We start from the raw sequence: 15,935 nt of genomic DNA, 5'->3' as shown, positions 1-15,935 counted from the left end.
GCCGCTGGCGACACGGCGATCCAGAGCTTATTTGTAGCTGGCCCAAGACTTGCCAACAAACGACGATTAGGCGAGATATCATTCCGTTTATTCATGCAAAGAATAAAAAGAGGCGTGCCGTGCTGAACAAAAGACATTTGCCCTCGATCACCGCCTTGCAGTGCTTCGAAGCCGCCACCCGCCACCTGAGCTTCACCCGCGCCGCCGAGGAACTGAACCTCACGCAGAGCGCGGTGAGCAAGCAGGTGGCGCAGTTGGAAGAGTTGCTACAGCACTTGCTGTTTCGCCGCGTGCGCCGGCGCTTGCAGATGACCCCAGCGGGTGACTTGTACCTGGTGGAGGTGCGCAAGATCCTCACGCAGGTGGAGATGTCGACTCACTACCTGCGCTCCTACGGTGGCGAAACCGAAGTACTGAGGGTCTCCACGCCCTACACCTTCGGCGCACGCTGGCTGGTGCCGCGCCTGAAGGGCTGGCGACTGCGTCACCCGCAGATCCACTTGGACCTGTGCAATGAACAGGAGCCGGATGAGTTGCTGCAAGGCAAGGCCGACATGGCGTTCTACTTCGGCCAGGGTTCACGCCCCGGCACCGAGAGCCTGAAACTGTTCAGCGAAGAGCTTGTACCGGTGTGCGCGCCGGAGAGCCTGCCGGCGCAGCCATTCTCCGACCCCACGCAATTGAGCAACCTGGTGCTGCTGCAAAACGCCTCGCGCCCCCAGGGCTGGCATGACTGGTTCGCCAGCCAGGGCTACCAGACCGAGCACAGCTATCACGGGCCGCGGTTCGACACCTTTTATATGTGCATCCGTGCCGCGCAGGTGGGTTGTGGCGTGGCGCTGCTGCCGCGTTTTCTGGTGGAAGAGGAACTGGCCGATGGCAAGCTGGTGATCCCCTGGCAGCATGCGATGCCCAGTCAGGATGCGTATTACTTGGCGTACCCGGAGCATTCGGCGGAGGTACCCAAGGTGCGCGATTTTGTGAAGTGGATGATGGAGCAGGTGATTTAGCGCCTGAAATATCGCCTTCGCGAGCAAGCCCGCTCCCACACTTGAAATGCATTCCAAAGGTGGGAGCGGGCTTGCTCGCGAAGGCGTCGGTGGCTCCAGCGCAAAAAATCACTGGCAAAACCCTACAGGTCTATGCGCCACTAGCCCCCTTCCTTAATTGTGCGTAAAGGTCGGCGCCCATCGCCGACCCGTCTGGAGATTCCCGTTATGAGCGAGAGTGTGTTTGCCGATCGCATCGTGCAGAACTTGCTCGACACCGACTTCTACAAGCTGACCATGATGCAGGCGGTGCTGCACAACTACCCCAACGTGGAAGTTGAATGGGAGTTCCGCTGCCGTAACAGCGAAGACCTGCGCCCTTACCTGGCGGAGATCCGCTACCAGATCGAACGCCTCGCCGAGCTGAGCCTGAGCCCCGACCAGTTGGGTTTCCTGGAACGCATCAGCTTCATGAAGCCGGACTTTTTGCGCTTCCTCGGGCTGTTCCGCTTCAACCTGCGCTACGTGCAGACTGGCATCGAGAACGGCGAACTGTTCATCCGCCTGCGCGGGCCGTGGCTGCATGTGATTCTGTTTGAAGTGCCGATGCTGGCCATCGTCAGCGAAGTGCGTAACCGCTACCGGTACCAGACCGTGATCCTCGAACAGGCGCGGGAGCAGCTCTACCGCAAGTTCGACTGGCTGACCGCCAACGCCAGCAGCGATGAACTGTCGGAGCTGCAGGTGGCCGACTTCGGCACGCGTCGGCGCTTTTCGTATCGGGTGCAGGAAGAGGTGGTCAGCGTGCTCAAGCACGACTTCCCCGGCCGTTTCGTCGGCACCAGCAACGTGCACCTGGCCCGCGAGTTCGATATGAAGCCGCTGGGCACCATGGCCCACGAATGGATCATGGCCCACCAGCAACTCGGACCGCGCCTGATCGACAGCCAGATCGCCGCGCTCGACTGCTGGGTCCGCGAATACCGTGGCCTGCTGGGCATCGCCCTGACCGACTGCATCACCACCGACGCGTTCCTGGGCGACTTCGACCTGTACTTCGCCAAGCTGTTCGACGGCCTGCGCCATGACTCCGGCGATCCCGTGCAATGGGCAGAAAAAGCCATCGCCCACTACCACAAGCTCGGCATCGAGCCGATGAGCAAGACGTTGGTGTTCTCCGACAGCCTGTCGTTGCCCAAGGCCCTGGAGATATTCCGCGCCCTGCGTGGTCGCATTAATGTGAGCTTCGGCATCGGCACCAACCTGACCTGCGACATTCCAGGTGTTGAGCCAATGAGCATCGTGCTTAAAATGACCGCCTGCAATGGCCAACCCGTCGCGAAGATCTCCGATGAAGCGGGCAAGACCCACTGCACCGACCCGAATTTCGTCGCCTATTTGCGTCATGTTTTCAAAGTACCTGCCATCTCTAGCAAGGAGTGAATCATGCAAGCCGTACAGCGTGAGATTGCTGAACAGCTCAAGGTCCAAGCGCCGTTCAACGACCAAGCCGCCCTTGAGGCCGAGGTTGCCCGCCGCGTGACCTTTATCCAGGACTGCCTGCGCAATTCCGGGCTCAAGACGCTGGTGCTGGGCATCAGCGGTGGCGTCGACTCCCTGACCGCAGGCCTCTTGGCCCAACGTGCAGTAAAAGAGCTGCGTGAGAAAAGCGGTGATCAGGCTTACCGCTTTATCGCGGTGCGTCTGCCTTACGAAACCCAGTTCGACGAAATCGATGCCACCGCCTCGGTGGACTTTATCGAGCCGGACGAGCGCCACACCGTAAACATCGGCCCGGCGGTCAAGGCGCTGGCCAATGAAGTGGCAGCGTTTGAGGGCAAGGCTGCGGTATCCCGGGATTTCGTGCTGGGCAACACCAAGGCGCGCATGCGCATGGTGGCGCAGTACACCATCGCCGGCGCAGCCGGTGGCCTGGTGATCGGCACCGACCATGCAGCGGAAGCGGTGATGGGCTTTTTCACCAAGTTCGGTGATGGCGCGTGCGATTTGGCGCCGTTGAGCGGCCTGGTGAAGAACCAGGTGCGTGCGATTGCGCGGCACTTCGGGGCGCCGGAATCGTTGGTGGAAAAAGTGCCTACGGCGGACCTGGAAGACCTGTCGCCGGGCAAGCCGGACGAAGCGTCACATGGCGTGACCTACGCGGAGATCGATGCGTTCCTGCACGGCGAGCCGGTGCGCGAGGAAGCGTTCAAGATTATCTGCGACACCTACCGCAAGACCGAGCACAAGCGGGTCATGCCGTTTGCGCCGTGAGGTAGACCGCTATCGCCGGCAAGCCGGCTCCTACAATTGGAACGCATTCCCCTGTAGGAGCCGGCTTGCCGGCGATGAACGATAACGCGGTGTTACTTCAGGGTCACAGTGCCTTTCATCATCGAGATGTGGCCTGGGAACGAGCAGAAGAATGCGTAGTCAGTGCCCGCCTTCAGCTTCGACACATCGAAGGTCACCGAATCTTTCTCGCCAGCACCGATGATCTTGGTGTGGGCGATGATGCGTGCGTCGCCTTCTTTCAGGTAGTCCTTGTCAATACCGGCAGCCATGCCGTCGGTGGCAACCGGCTGCATGTCAGCGGCGCTGGTCAGCACCCAGTTGTGGCCCATGACGTTTTTCGGCAGGTTGCCGGAGTGAGTCAGCTCAACGGTGAACGTCTTGCAGCTCTTGTCGATTTCAATGGCTTTGGTGTTGAAGGACATTTGGTCGGTGGAGTCGACAGTGACCTTGCACTCTGCAGCAAGCAACTGGCCGCTCGCCAGAGTCAGCAGGGAAACAGCAACGAGTTTGGCAAACATGTGAATCTCCAAGGCAGGGTTTAAAAAACGCGTATTGCGACAAGGGTGCCTGAATCAGGCAGGAATTCTTATGATCTGAATCAACAGATTGTATACAACTTTAGGCTATCAGACTTATCAACACAATCTACCAGCCAAAGTACAACCTCCTGACTATGATCGACTCATCACCCATCGGAGTCCGAGCCATGCACCTCAACCAACTGTTCAACGGCCTTCTGGCCGCCTACGCCTGCGGTAAGTGAAGGCCAAGCGCACCCTGAAGCTGCTACCATGTCGTCCCAAGGCAGCTGCGCGCCGCCACCCTCACCTTCGACCCTAGAGGATCGCCCATGGCCAAACCTAATTACTCCTTCGCCAAACGTCAGAGAGACTTGGCCAAGGAGCAGAAGAAAGAGGAAAAACTGCAACGCAAGAAAGCCGCTGCAGAAGAAGAGGCCAATGGGCTGAACGCCGATGTTGATGGTGAAGAAACGAGCGACGAGACCGAAACACCAAAAGATCCGGCTGAATAAATTCCTTTGTGCTGAGCCGGTGCACTGTGGTGAGCGGGCTTGCTGTGGTGAGCGGGCTTGCCCCGCGCTGGGCTGCGAAGCAGCCCCATTACGCGCCCACCAGAACACCTGAAAGACCGTGGTGTCAGGCTTGAGGGCCGCTTCGCGCCCCAGCGCGGGGCAAGCCCGCTCACTACAACAAGCTCGTTATTCCAGCGGCATCACCGTTACCCTCACCTCCGGATCATGGCTCCCTCCCCCCAGGATCACCCCTCGCAACGGCGACACATCGGAAAAGTCCCGGCCCCAGGCCAGGGTAATGTGCTCCAGTGCCGGCTGCACATTGTTTGTCGGATCGAAATCCACCCAGCCCGAAACCGGGCAATACACCGAGACCCACGCGTGGGACGCATCGGCGCCGATCAGCCGTGGCTGGCCGGGCGGTGGCTGGGTGAGCAGGTAGCCGCTGATATAGCGTGCCGCGAGACCCCGCGAGCGTAGGCAGGCGAGCATCAGGTGGGCGAAGTCCTGGCACACGCCGCGACGGCGCTCCAGCACTTCCACCAGCGGCGTGGCGACTTGGGTGGCCTCGGCGTCGAAGGTAAACTCGCTGAAGATCTTTTCCATCAGCGCCTGCACGCCCAGCAGCAGCGGTTTGCCGGGAGGAAAGCAGCTTTCGGAAAATTCGACGAAGGTTTTCTTCAAGTGCACGTAGGGCGATTCGAAGCGGTAGCGGCAGGCTTCGATCAATTCACCGGACATCGGCTGGCTGCTGTAGGTCAGGCTGTCGCGGGTCTGGTCCCAGGCGGGCGACTGCTGGAAATCCAGCGCCGGCCGCGCCAGCACTTCCACGCTCAGCCCGGCGTTCACCAGCAATTCATCATGAGGCCGCTCGAATGCCAGGCGCGTGATCGGGTTGCCAAACACGTCCAGCTCATCGCGGCGCGAGGTCGGTTCCGGGCTGATATCCAGTTGCTGCAAGCTGCAACGCTGCCAGGCGCACGGCCGTGGCCACAAATGCGCCAACTGCTGGGCCAGGGACACCGGGCTGTCATAGTGGTAATGGGTATCGTGGAAAATCTGGTAGCGCGCACTCATCACACCGACACCGTTTGTTGGCTGACATCATCCACATGGGCAAAGTGACGCAAGGCCAGGCGGTCCGACACTAGCCCACTCTCATCGGCCACTGCTTGCAGCAGGTCGGCCAGGCCGTCCAGCGCGGCACGTACGCTGGATTCGCCGAACAACGGGTTCTCCAGGCAACCCAGGTCGAACCGCGCCAGGCGCTCCACCAATGGGCCAAGGCCGGTTTCCCGAGGCACACCAAAATCATCGTTGAGGCGTCGCAGCGTGCGGCTCACCAACTTGAGCTGGAACAACACCGCGTGGGGGTTCTGCTCGTCCAGCAGCAGCAAGTCGAGCACCGGGATCAACTGCGGCACCGCCAGGTAACGCGAACGGTAGGTGATGCTGCTGTTGCCCAATTCCAGCAACCACTCCAACCCGGCCTGATCGAACACCGCCACGCCGCGCAGGAACGCCGCCAGGCTGCTGCTCAGGAATTGCAGACGCTCGATACGCCGGCCCATCATCAAAAAGCGCCAGCCTTCGTCACGGGTCATGTCGTCCAGGGCAAACCCGGACAACGCCGCCAGGGACATCACCAGGCGGTTGAGGAAGTCCAGCAACTCGCCAAAATCCGGTGACTCGCTTTCCAGCTCCATGGCTTCGCGCTGCAGCTCCACCAAGGCCTGCCAGTTCTCCCGAGACAGCTTGCCGCGTACCTGCGACGCCGCCCACTGCAAGCGTTGCAGGTTGGCGCGCAGGCTCGACGGCCAGTCGTCTCCGAGCAGCGCCGCCAGCAGGCGTTCGGGCAATTCGCCCTCCTCCGGCAGCAGACGCAGGTTTTCGCCCAGCTCGACAGCCGCCTGCAGGGCCAGCGGGTCGTCGCCATCCACATAACGCGCCAGCACGATACGCAGCCAACGCGCGCTGTCGTCGCAGCGTTCGCAGTAACGGCCGAACCAGAACAGATTTTCCACCACGCGGGACGGCAGATAGGGATCGCGGCGCACCAGGTCATGGGCGCCAATCGCGCGTTGGGCACGCCAGTGTTCGCCACCGGCGGCGCGCTCGCCGAGTACCCAGGTGTCCTTGCTGGCACCGCCGCGTTGCATCGACACCACTTCGGCATCGGCTTCGGCCGCTACGCGCGTCAGGCCGCCGGGAAGCACACGGTAACCGTCGTCACTGGCCACGGCGTATACGCGCATGCCGATGGCGCGGTGTTGCAGGTGGTCATCCACGGTGTGCCATACCGGCGCTTGGGACAATTGAGCCAACTCCTGGGCGACGTAGGCGTAGGGCCGCGCGCGCATGCGCTCGGCCAGGGCCTGGCGTTGTTCGTCGTTGAGGTCGCGGCCGAATACCGGCGCAAAACTCTGCGACGGAAACGCGGGTTTGATCAGCAACTCCGGCAGTTTCTCCAGCGCTTCGGCCAGCACCGGCGCCTCACCGCACCACCAGGTGGCGATGGACGGCAGAATCAGTTTTTCACCAAACAGGAATTCGTTGATCTTCGGCAGAAACCCCAGCAAACCGGGGGATTCCAGCACGCCGCTGCCCAGGGCATTGGCCACCAGCACATTGCCTTGGCGCACGGCATCCAGCAAACCCGGTACGCCGAGGGCCGAGTCAGTGCGCAGCTCCAGCGGGTCGCAGAAATCATCGTCGAGGCGACGCATGATCGCGTGCACCCGGCGTAGGCCGCTGAGGGTTTTCAGGAACACAGTGCTGTCGCGCACGGTGAGGTCGCCGCCCTCCACCAGCGGGTAGCCGAGCTGGCGGGCGAGGTAAAGATGCTCGAAGTAACTTTCGTTGAACCGGCCGGGCGTCAGCAGCACGATCAGCGGCGGCTGGTCATCACCGGGCGCCTGGCGGGCCAGGGTTTCCTGCAAGGTGCGGAAGAACCCGGTGAGGTGCTGCACCTGCAAGTCACGGTAAAGATCCGGGAAGGCGCGGGACACGATGGTGCGGTTTTCCAACGCATATCCGGCACCGGACGGCGCCTGGGTACGGTCGGCGGTGACCCACCAGCGACCATCCGGCGTGCGTGCCAGGTCCACGGCATAGAGGTGCAGGAACGCACCGTCCGGCGGCTGGATGCCCTGGCACGGCCACAGGAAATTGTTATGCCCAAATACCAGCTCAGCCGGCAGCAAGCCTTCCTTGATCAGGCGTTGCGGGCCATAGAGATCGGCCAGTACGGCATTGAGCAGGCGTGCACGTTGCGCGATACCCGCCGACAGGTGCTGCCATTCATCAGCGGCCAACACATGGGGCAGTAGGTCCAGCTCCCACGGGCGGTCGGCGCCCTTGGGGTCGGCGTAGACGTTGTAGGTCACGCCGTTTTCCTGGATCTGCCGGGTCAACAGCGCCTGGCGCTGGGCCAGTTGCGCGGGCGTGCTGCGTTGCAGGTGATCCAGCAAGCGCCGCCAATGGGCACGCACCGCGCCGCTGTCATCCAGCAGTTCGTGATAAGTGCCCGCGGTCAGCGGGTAACGGTCGAGCAAATCGGACATGGAACGCTCGGCAGAGGCAAGGGGGCTCAGATTAACTCAACAAACACTGCAAATCCCCTGTAGCCGCGGGCTTTTGTGGTGAGCGGGCTTGCCCCGCGCGAGGCAAGCTCGCTCACCACAAAAGCTAGCGTCCACAGAGGATCGCGTTCAGTCATTTTTATTGGGGAAACGCCGTAGATCGAGGGTCATGGGTAATTCATCGTTCACCACTACCGTCGGCACTGATTGCTTCCCTGGGCTATGCCCCAACCGGAAGAACCGCGCCATGCGCCGGCTCTCTGCCTCATTGGCATTCACCGGAAGGCTGTCGTAATTGCGCCCACCCGGATGGGCGACATGGTACTGGCAGCCGCCCAGCGAACGCTGCATCCAAGTGTCCAGCAGATCGAACACCAGCGGCGCATGCACCGGGATGGTCGGTTGCAGGCAGTTGGCCGGTTGCCAGGCGCGATAACGCACGCCAGCGACGAACTCACCGACTCGCCCAGTCGGTTGCAGCGGCACCGGGACGCCATTGCAGGTCAGCAGGTAGCGCTGCGGGGGCAGCCCGGTCAATTTGACTTGCAGGCGCTCAAGGGATGAATCCACATAACGCACTGTGCCGCCGACCGCGCCCTCCTCGCCCAGGACGTGCCAGGGTTCCAGAGCCTGACGCAGCTCCAGCTCGATCCCGCTGACGGCGTAGTCACCCACTTTGGGGAAACGGAATTCCAGGTGCGCGGCAAACCACTCGGCGCGCAGCGGATAGCCGGCGCTGTTGAGTTCGACGATCACGTCGGCAAAGTCTTGCTCGATGAAATGCGGCAGCAGGAAACGGTCGTGCAGCTCTGTGCCCCAACGTGCCAGCTTCGGCGGCGCGTAGGGTTCGCGCCAGAATCGCGCGACCAAGGCGCGCAACAGCAATTGCTGGGTCAGGCTCATGCGCGCATGGGGCGGCATTTCAAACGCGCGCAGTTCCAGCAGGCCGAGGCGGCCAGTGGCGCCGTCCGGCGAGTAGAGTTTGTCGATGCAGAATTCGGCGCGGTGAGTGTTGCCAGTCACGTCGATCAGCAGATTGCGCAGCAGGCGGTCCACCAACCACGGCGGGCATTCCTCACCGGGCTCTGGCATTTGTGCGAAGGCGATTTCCAGTTCGTACAACGCGTCATTACGCGCCTCGTCCACCCGTGGAGCCTGGGAAGTCGGGCCGATGAACAGGCCGGAAAACAGGTAGGACAATGACGGATGGTTGTGCCAGTAGCTGATCAGACTGCGCAGCAGATCGGGTCGGCGCAGAAACGGTGAGTCCTTGGGCGTTGCACCACCGAGTACAAAGTGATTACCGCCGCCGGTACCGGTGTGACGCCCGTCGATCATGAATTTTTCGGTGGTCAATCGCGTTTGCCGCGCCTCTTCGTAGAGAAATTCGGTGCGTTCCACCAATTCGTCCCAAGTGGCGGACGGCTGCACGTTGACCTCAATCACACCCGGGTCCGGCGTGACGCGGAAGTTACTCAGCCGCGTGTCGGCCGGCGGCTCGTAGCCTTCCAGCAATACCGGGCAGTGCAGCTCTTCGGCGGTGGCTTCAATGGCTGCCACCAGTTCCAGATAGTCTTCGACGCGCTCCAGGGGCGGCATGAACAGATAGAGGCGCCCTTCACGCGCCTCAGCGCACAGAGCGGTGCGAGTCAGCCAGTCGGCGGACTCGTCCACCTTGGGCACACGCTCCTCGCTCGGCGCGGCCTCATCATGGTGTTGCAGTTGCCTAGTGGACGGCAGCTCCGGCTGATCCTGATTCGGGTCAGTCGGGTGCACAAACGGATACTCCGCCGCCGTCACCCATGGCTGCGAGGCCAATGGCAGGCGATAACCCAGCGGCGAATCCCCCGGCACCAGGCGGCAGTGGTTGTCGCGCAAATACCAGCGCCCGCTTTGCCAGCGGTCATTGGCTGCCGTGCGCGCCAACGGCAGCACTTGGCCGATGACTTTATCCAGGCCCTGGCTGAACACTTTGCGCAGGCGTTCGCGCTCCAGATCGTCGCTCAGCCGCGGATCTTGGGCGGTGACGTTCTGCGGCAGCGCACCCTCGCGCCACAGGTAGTAGAAGTTGTCTTCGAACGCCGGGAACACAAAGCGCGCCGGTAATTTGAGGCGCTCTGCGACGCTGGCCAGGAAACGTCCGGCCAGCGCACCGTCAGCGCCGTAGTCCGCCTGCTCATCGGCAATCAACGCGCTGTTGTGCCAGATCGGCACACCGTCGCGGCGCCAGTAGCAGTTGAGCGACCAACGCGGCAGTTGCTCGCCGGGGTACCACTTGCCCTGCCCGAAGTGCACCAACCCCTTGGGTGCGTAGTGCTTGCGCATGCGCTGGAACAGCTCGGCAGACAGTCGGCGCTTGTCCGGACCTAAGGCGGCGGTGTTCCACTCGGCGCCGTCGGGATCGTCGATGGAAACGAAGGTCGGCTCGCCGCCCATGGTCAGGCGCACATCGTCCTTGAGCAGGTCGCCATCGATCTGACGGCCCAAGGCCTGGATCGCCAGCCATTGTTCTTCGGTGTAAGGCTTGGTGACGCGTGGGGCTTCCCAAATCCGCTCAACCGACATTTCGTGGGTGAATTCGCACTCGCAAGGCTCCACCAGCCCACTGATCGGTGCGGCGGACGATGGATCGGGACTACACGCCAACGGAATATGGCCTTCACCGGCGAACAGCCCGGAGGTGGCATCCAGGCCAATCCAGCCGGCGCCGGGCAAATACACTTCGCACCAGGCGTGCAGGTCGGTGAAGTCCACTTCGGTGCCGGAGGGCCCATCGAGGGCTTTGACGTCGGCTGTGAGCTGAATCAGGTAACCGGACACGAAACGTGCTGCCAGCCCCAGATTGCGCAGAATCTGCACCAGCAACCAGGCCGAGTCGCGGCATGAGCCAGAGGCGTTTTCCAGGGTGAACTCTGGGGTTTGCACGCCTGGCTCCATGCGGATCAGGTAGCCGATATCGGCCGCCAAGCGCTGATTGAGGCCCACCAGAAAGTCCACGGCCGGCAAGGGTGTGCGGTCGATACCCGCCAGGTACGCGGCGAACTTCGGCGTCAGCGGCAGGGTTTCCAGGTACGGCGCCAGCTCACGCTGCTCGTCGGCGGCGTAGCTGAAGGGGATTTTCTCGGCATAGGGCTCGAGGAAAAAGTCGAAGGGGTTGAACACCGCCATTTCAGCGACCAGGTCGACTTCGATGCGCAGCTCGTCAGTCTTTTCCGGGAACACCAACCGCGCCAGGTAATTGCCCTGGGGGTCCTGCTGCCAGTTGATGAAATGCTGCTCAGGCAGCACTTTCAGCGCGTAGGACAAAATCCGCGTGCGGCTATGGGCTGCCGGGCGCAACCGCACGATCTGTGGGCCGAGTTCGACAGCGCGGTCGTAGCGGTAATGCGTAACGTGGTGCAACGCGACATGAATCGACACGGCGGCCTCCTGCGAGCCAGGGCATGGACACAAAGCGCGCAAGACTTATGCCAGAGCGGCGGTCATTGCGCTTTATCGTAAGACCCGGTGCAGTACAGCACCAAAACGGCGCCAACGGGGGCGCCATGGTGCAAGTGACGCACATATTTGTGGCGCGGATGTGAGGGTGGGTGGGGAATCTACCCAATCAGCCGGTTTTGCGCTTGGCGATCGCGGCTTGGCGCAGGTGGCGGATCTCAAGCAGCTTCTGGCGCATTTCGCGATGGCGCTTGCTGTTGAGCAGCAACAATCCAAGCAGCGGGAAGAGCACAGCCGAGCCATAGACCAGCGTGTGCAGGTCGTATTGAATCATTGGCAGTACGAACAACAGGCAAGCGCCGAGATACCCCGCCACCAGTTTCGTCGCCCACGGATAGCCGCGCGCGATCATGACGTTGCCAAATACCAGCACCGCGACCAGCATCAGGATCGCAGCGCCCGAACAGCCGGATTTAAGCGCGGGATCAGTGTCGCGCAAATAGGTTACGCCCGCCGTGGAAACCGCAGCGGAGCCGGAAAAGATCGCCATGAAAATCGTGCCCATGAACACGGGGAAATAGCGCGCGAGAAAACCGGGTATCGACGGCGACTCCTTCACATGCGGCTACTCGACCCAACGGTTGATTTGACAGATTGCCGAATGCGACGGATTCCCACCAGTTTTGCACGCATCTCTCGTTGAACCTTGCTGTTAAGTATCAACAATCCAAGGAACGGGAATAACAGCGCCAACCCATAGAGAACTTTATGAGGCTGGTACTGAAGCATTGGGACGACAAACAGTAGACAGGCGACGTAGATGCCGACCATCACCCACACCCAGGAGGGGCGGCCCCGCAAAATCATAAAGTTGCTATGGACCGTCAACAGAATGAGCAGCGCCCCGGCAGACATGATCTTGAGCCCCACTTGAGCAATGGGCGCATCACGAAAATAGGTGATAAACGCCAGCGCCACAGCCAACGCCAAAGAAAAACACGCAGCAAATACGCCGCCCATAAACGTCAGAAAGTATTGCCTGAAAAAGTCGCGTAGCGTCATCAATTCGCTCATTCGCTTACCTCCTCGTAGAGTCCAATCGCGATGGTATTGACGTTTCCGGAGTACGCACTCCCGCCAAATCCTATGGTTGCGCCGAGGACGTCTTTGATCTGGGTAGTGGTGCTGTGCTTGAGCTGCGTAGGGGTGAAACGCTTGGTGAGTTCGCCCGACGCCTGCCTCAATTTGATCATCTTCGCGGTCAAGCTGGGATGGTTGATGCTCAGCAGCTCTTTCGTCAGCTTGGCTCTTTCCTGGCGATTCAAACCGCGAAGCACATCACGCAGGCTCTTGCCCGTCGATGCTTTGGCGGCCCTGACCAGCTTGACCGTCGTCAGGGCCGAAGCGCCCACACCTGCCAGTGATACGGCGTCCAGCACGATGGACGCATTCTGGTACCAGCCTTCACTGTCGAGCGAATCCTTGACCTCAGGTTTGGCGACTTCCAGCGCTGTTCGGGCAATGCCGTTAAAGCACTGAAGCGTACTCGCGCCGGCAGCCGCATACCCCACTACAACGATGACGGAACTGGCGCCAGCGCTGAAAGGCACCAGAATGGTTCCACTGGCAATCGCAGCCCAACTGATGACAGCCCCAAAGCAGGAGATTCCGGTATTTACGGCCTCGCCAATCAGTCGGGACTCTCGAGGATTGCTCACGACATGTTGAGCAAACTGCGTCGGCGCAATGTACTTCTGCGCTTCACGCAAAATGATGCGCTTAGGCTTGATGCTGCAGATGGGCTTGAATTCGCGCAGGGTAATGACGTTGAAGTCAGCGTCGATATACACCACGCCTGCGCCGACAATCCCGGGGTCGGCGTCGATAGCCGCGAACAGGCGCGGCAGGTTGATCTGGCTTTCAATGCGCTGGCGCGCCATGAACTGCGAGCGGTTGGAGTCCATGCCGATGCCGGCCAGGGGGTTGCCCATGGGGTGTTCTTCCTTGAAATGGGTGGTGACTGAACTGACGCCTTCGCGAGCAAGCCCGCTCCCACATTTTGATTTGCGAATACATTCAAGTGTGGGAGCGGGCTTGCTCGCGAAGGCGATTTAATGATCGCCACCTTAACAAACAGGCTCGCCACCGAATAGAAAGCAAAACGCCAGCACAAGGCTGGCGTTTTACATGTTCAGGCTGCGATCAACGCGGCACTACCGGCTTGCGCGCAGGCTTGCCGCCCTTGCCCTTGGCCGCATCGGCGCGCTCCTTGGCGGCCTGCTTGTTACGCGCCTGGGCCGCGGCCTTGGCTTGCTCACGCTTGTCCCACGGGTTGCTGCCGTCGCTGCCACGCGGCGGCAGTCCGGTGTGCTGGGTGAGGATCTTCGTGGTGGTTTCCTTCGCGACCTTATGGCTGCCGGCCGGCGTCGAGTTCTTTCGACGCGCGCTCTGGTAGCTGTCGGTGCTCGGCTGGTGCAGCGGGATCAGTTGGTCCTTGCCTGGCCCGATCAAGTCGGCACGGCCCATGCGGGTCAGTGCTTCACGCAGCATTGGCCAGCCTTTCGGGTCGTGGTAACGCAGGAACGCCTTGTGCAGACGGCGCTGCTCTTCGCTCTTGACGATGGTCACTGCATCGCTCTTGTAGGTGACCTTGCGCAGCGGGTTCTTGCCCGAGTGGTACATCGCGGTGGCGGTGGCCATCGGCGACGGGTAGAACGCCTGCACCTGGTCGGCGCGGAAGCCGTTGCCCTTGAGCCACAGGGCCAGGTTCATCATGTCTTCATCGGTGGTGCCCGGGTGGGCGGCAATGAAGTAAGGAATCAGGTACTGCTCCTTGCCCGCTTCCTTGGTGTACTTCTCGAACATGCGCTTGAACTTGTCATAGCTGCCAATGCCCGGTTTCATCATCTGGTTGAGCGGACCTTCCTCGGTGTGTTCCGGGGCGATCTTGAGGTAGCCACCGACGTGGTGGGTCACCAGTTCCTTGACGTATTCCGGCGATTCGACGGCCAGGTCATAGCGCAGGCCGGAAGCGATCAGGATCTTCTTCACACCCGGCAATGCACGCGCGCTGCGATACAGCTGGATCAACGACGAGTGATCAGTGTTCAGGTTCGGGCAGATACCGGGGAATACGCACGATGGCTTGCGGCACGCAGATTCGATTTCCGGGCTCTTGCAGGCGATGCGGTACATGTTCGCGGTCGGGCCGCCGAGGTCGGAGATCACGCCGGTAAAGCCCGGCACTTTGTCGCGGATCTCTTCGATCTCGCGGATGATCGACTCTTCGGAACGGTTCTGGATGATGCGCCCTTCGTGCTCGGTGATCGAGCAGAAGGTGCAGCCACCAAAGCAGCCACGCATGATGTTCACCGAGAAACGGATCATGTCGTAGGCCGGAATTTTTTCCTTGCCATACGCCGGGTGCGGAACACGGGCGTAAGGCATGCCGAACACGTAGTCCATTTCTTCGGTAGTCATCGGAATGGGCGGCGGGTTGAACCACACGTCCACCTCACCGTGCTTCTGCACCAGGGCACGGGCGTTGCCTGGGTTGGTTTCCAGGTGCAACACGCGGTTGGCGTGGGCGTAGAGCACGGCGTCGCCACGGACCTTCTCTACCGAAGGCAGACGGATCACGGTCTTGTCGCGGGTCATGCGCGGGCTGGCCAGGATCTGGACGACCTTGGCTTCTTCCGGGTCATCTACCGGCCCCTTCTCTTGCTCGATAGCGCAAGCCTGGGTGTCTTGAGTGTTGACGTACGGGTTGATGATCTTGTCGATCTTGCCCGGACGGTCGATCCGCGTGGAGTCCACTTCGTACCAGCCCACCGGCGTGTCACGGCGAATGAACGCGGTGCCGCGCACGTCAGTGATGTCTTCGATCTTGTGGCCCCACGACAGGCGCTGGGCGACTTCGACAATCGCACGCTCGGCGTTGCCGTACAGCAGGATATCGGCGGTAGCGTCGATCAGGATCGAGTTACGCACGCGGTCCTGCCAGTAGTCGTAGTGGGCGATGCGGCGCAGGGAGGCTTCGATGCCGCCAAGTACGATCGGCACGTTCTTATAGGCTTCCTTGCAACGCTGGCTGTACACCAGGCTCGCGCGGTCCGGGCGTTTGCCGGCCATGCCGCCGGGGGTGTAGGCGTCGTCGGAACGGATTTTCTTGTCGGCGGTGTAGCGGTTGATCATCGAATCCATGTTGCCGGCCGCGACGCCGAAGAACAGGTTCGGCTCGCCGAGCTTCATGAAGTCGTCTTTGGACTGCCAGTTCGGCTGGGCAATGATCCCGACGCGGAAGCCCTGGGACTCCAGCAGCCGGCCGATGATCGCCATGCCGAACGACGGATGGTCAACATACGCATCACCGGTGACGATGATGATGTCGCAGGAATCCCAGCCAAGCTGATCCATCTCCTCCCTGCTCATCGGCAGGAATGGCGCTGGACCGAAACATTCGGCCCAGTACTTGGGATAGTCAAATAACGGCTTGGCTGTTTGCATGACGGTGACCGGTGTTGAGATGGAAAATCGCGGGCGCGGAATATAGCACAAATTTTGACCAATTCCGACGGTAATGGTCGGAATTGAGCAGAC

General features: G+C 61.2%; 12 protein-coding genes. 4 read left to right on the top strand and 8 right to left on the bottom strand.

Annotated features, from left to right (window positions below):
• Positions 1-119 precede the first annotated feature (119 nt).
• The 3 genes from U367_RS0102075 to nadE all read left to right on the top strand — a co-directional run bounded on the left by U367_RS0102075 (position 120) and on the right by nadE (position 3,263).
• Complete coding sequence (locus tag U367_RS0102075) at positions 120-1,010, top strand: LysR family transcriptional regulator (RefSeq protein ID WP_016976928.1); 891 nt, start codon at positions 120-122, stop codon at positions 1,008-1,010.
• A 207-nt stretch (positions 1,011-1,217) separates the two neighbouring features.
• On the top strand, positions 1,218-2,432 hold the full coding sequence (pncB, locus tag U367_RS0102070; RefSeq protein ID WP_012721934.1) for a nicotinate phosphoribosyltransferase: 1,215 nt from the start codon (positions 1,218-1,220) through the stop codon (positions 2,430-2,432).
• A 3-nt stretch (positions 2,433-2,435) separates the two neighbouring features.
• Positions 2,436-3,263: an ammonia-dependent NAD(+) synthetase gene (gene nadE / locus U367_RS0102065; RefSeq protein ID WP_028615530.1), complete on the top strand. Its 828-nt coding sequence runs from the start codon at positions 2,436-2,438 to the stop codon at positions 3,261-3,263.
• A gap of 92 nt (positions 3,264-3,355) precedes the next feature.
• Here the strand turns inward: nadE and azu are convergent, their stop codons facing one another.
• Positions 3,356-3,802 carry an azurin gene (gene azu, locus U367_RS0102060; RefSeq protein ID WP_028615529.1) on the bottom strand — a complete coding sequence of 149 codons (447 nt, stop codon included), beginning with the start codon at positions 3,800-3,802 and terminating at the stop codon, positions 3,356-3,358.
• 332 nt (positions 3,803-4,134) lie between these two features.
• On the opposite strand from azu, the gene U367_RS0102055 reads away from it, so the two are divergent.
• On the top strand, positions 4,135-4,317 hold the full coding sequence (locus U367_RS0102055) for a hypothetical protein (protein ID WP_016976924.1): 183 nt from the start codon (positions 4,135-4,137) through the stop codon (positions 4,315-4,317).
• A gap of 186 nt (positions 4,318-4,503) precedes the next feature.
• Here the strand turns inward: U367_RS0102055 and U367_RS0102050 are convergent, their stop codons facing one another.
• The 7 genes from U367_RS0102050 to U367_RS0102020 all read right to left on the bottom strand — a co-directional run bounded on the left by U367_RS0102050 (position 4,504) and on the right by U367_RS0102020 (position 15,842).
• The gene (locus tag U367_RS0102050) at positions 4,504-5,394 is read right to left on the bottom strand and encodes a transglutaminase family protein (protein WP_028615528.1); all 891 of its coding nucleotides are present in this window, start codon (positions 5,392-5,394) and stop codon (positions 4,504-4,506) included.
• Positions 5,394-7,880, bottom strand: a complete 2,487-nt coding sequence (locus U367_RS0102045; RefSeq protein WP_028615527.1) for a circularly permuted type 2 ATP-grasp protein — start codon at positions 7,878-7,880, stop codon at positions 5,394-5,396. Before U367_RS0102045 ends, U367_RS0102050 begins: the two co-directional genes overlap by 1 nt.
• A 147-nt stretch (positions 7,881-8,027) precedes the next feature.
• Positions 8,028-11,318, bottom strand: coding sequence for a transglutaminase family protein (locus tag U367_RS0102040; protein WP_028615526.1), 3,291 nt, complete (start codon positions 11,316-11,318; stop codon positions 8,028-8,030).
• Positions 11,319-11,505: 187 nt separating this feature from the next.
• Complete coding sequence (locus U367_RS0102035) at positions 11,506-11,901, bottom strand: hypothetical protein (protein ID WP_050587826.1); 396 nt, start codon at positions 11,899-11,901, stop codon at positions 11,506-11,508.
• Positions 11,902-11,951: 50 nt separating this feature from the next.
• On the bottom strand, positions 11,952-12,410 hold the full coding sequence (locus U367_RS0102030) for a hypothetical protein (protein WP_028615524.1): 459 nt from the start codon (positions 12,408-12,410) through the stop codon (positions 11,952-11,954).
• Positions 12,407-13,327, bottom strand: coding sequence for a hypothetical protein (locus U367_RS0102025; RefSeq protein ID WP_028615523.1), 921 nt, complete (start codon positions 13,325-13,327; stop codon positions 12,407-12,409). Before U367_RS0102025 ends, U367_RS0102030 begins: the two co-directional genes overlap by 4 nt.
• A gap of 211 nt (positions 13,328-13,538) precedes the next feature.
• Positions 13,539-15,842 (bottom strand): YgiQ family radical SAM protein, encoded by a 2,304-nt coding sequence (locus U367_RS0102020; protein WP_028615522.1) that lies wholly within the window; start codon positions 15,840-15,842, stop codon positions 13,539-13,541.
• Positions 15,843-15,935 lie beyond the last annotated feature (93 nt).

It is taken from the genome of Pseudomonas canadensis, from assembly GCF_000503215.1.
Classification (GTDB): Bacteria; Pseudomonadota; Gammaproteobacteria; order Pseudomonadales; family Pseudomonadaceae; genus Aquipseudomonas; species Aquipseudomonas canadensis.
Note: the sequence above shows the minus strand (reverse complement) of the source record. Positions and strands in the feature narration are given on the sequence as shown.

Coding starts and splice junctions, on each gene's coding strand:
- U367_RS0102025 (WP_028615523.1), bottom strand. CDS start 13,327: ATGGGCAACCCCCTGGCCGGCATCGGCATGGACTCCAACCGCTCGCAG.
- U367_RS0102030 (WP_028615524.1), bottom strand. CDS start 12,410: ATGAGCGAATTGATGACGCTACGCGACTTTTTCAGGCAATACTTTCTG.
- U367_RS0102045 (WP_028615527.1), bottom strand. CDS start 7,880: ATGTCCGATTTGCTCGACCGTTACCCGCTGACCGCGGGCACTTATCAC.
- U367_RS0102055 (WP_016976924.1), top strand. CDS start 4,135: ATGGCCAAACCTAATTACTCCTTCGCCAAACGTCAGAGAGACTTGGCC.
- U367_RS0102035 (WP_050587826.1), bottom strand. CDS start 11,901: ATGGGCACGATTTTCATGGCGATCTTTTCCGGCTCCGCTGCGGTTTCC.
- pncB (WP_012721934.1), top strand. CDS start 1,218: ATGAGCGAGAGTGTGTTTGCCGATCGCATCGTGCAGAACTTGCTCGAC.
- nadE (WP_028615530.1), top strand. CDS start 2,436: ATGCAAGCCGTACAGCGTGAGATTGCTGAACAGCTCAAGGTCCAAGCG.
- U367_RS0102050 (WP_028615528.1), bottom strand. CDS start 5,394: ATGAGTGCGCGCTACCAGATTTTCCACGATACCCATTACCACTATGAC.
- azu (WP_028615529.1), bottom strand. CDS start 3,802: ATGTTTGCCAAACTCGTTGCTGTTTCCCTGCTGACTCTGGCGAGCGGC.
- U367_RS0102020 (WP_028615522.1), bottom strand. CDS start 15,842: ATGCAAACAGCCAAGCCGTTATTTGACTATCCCAAGTACTGGGCCGAA.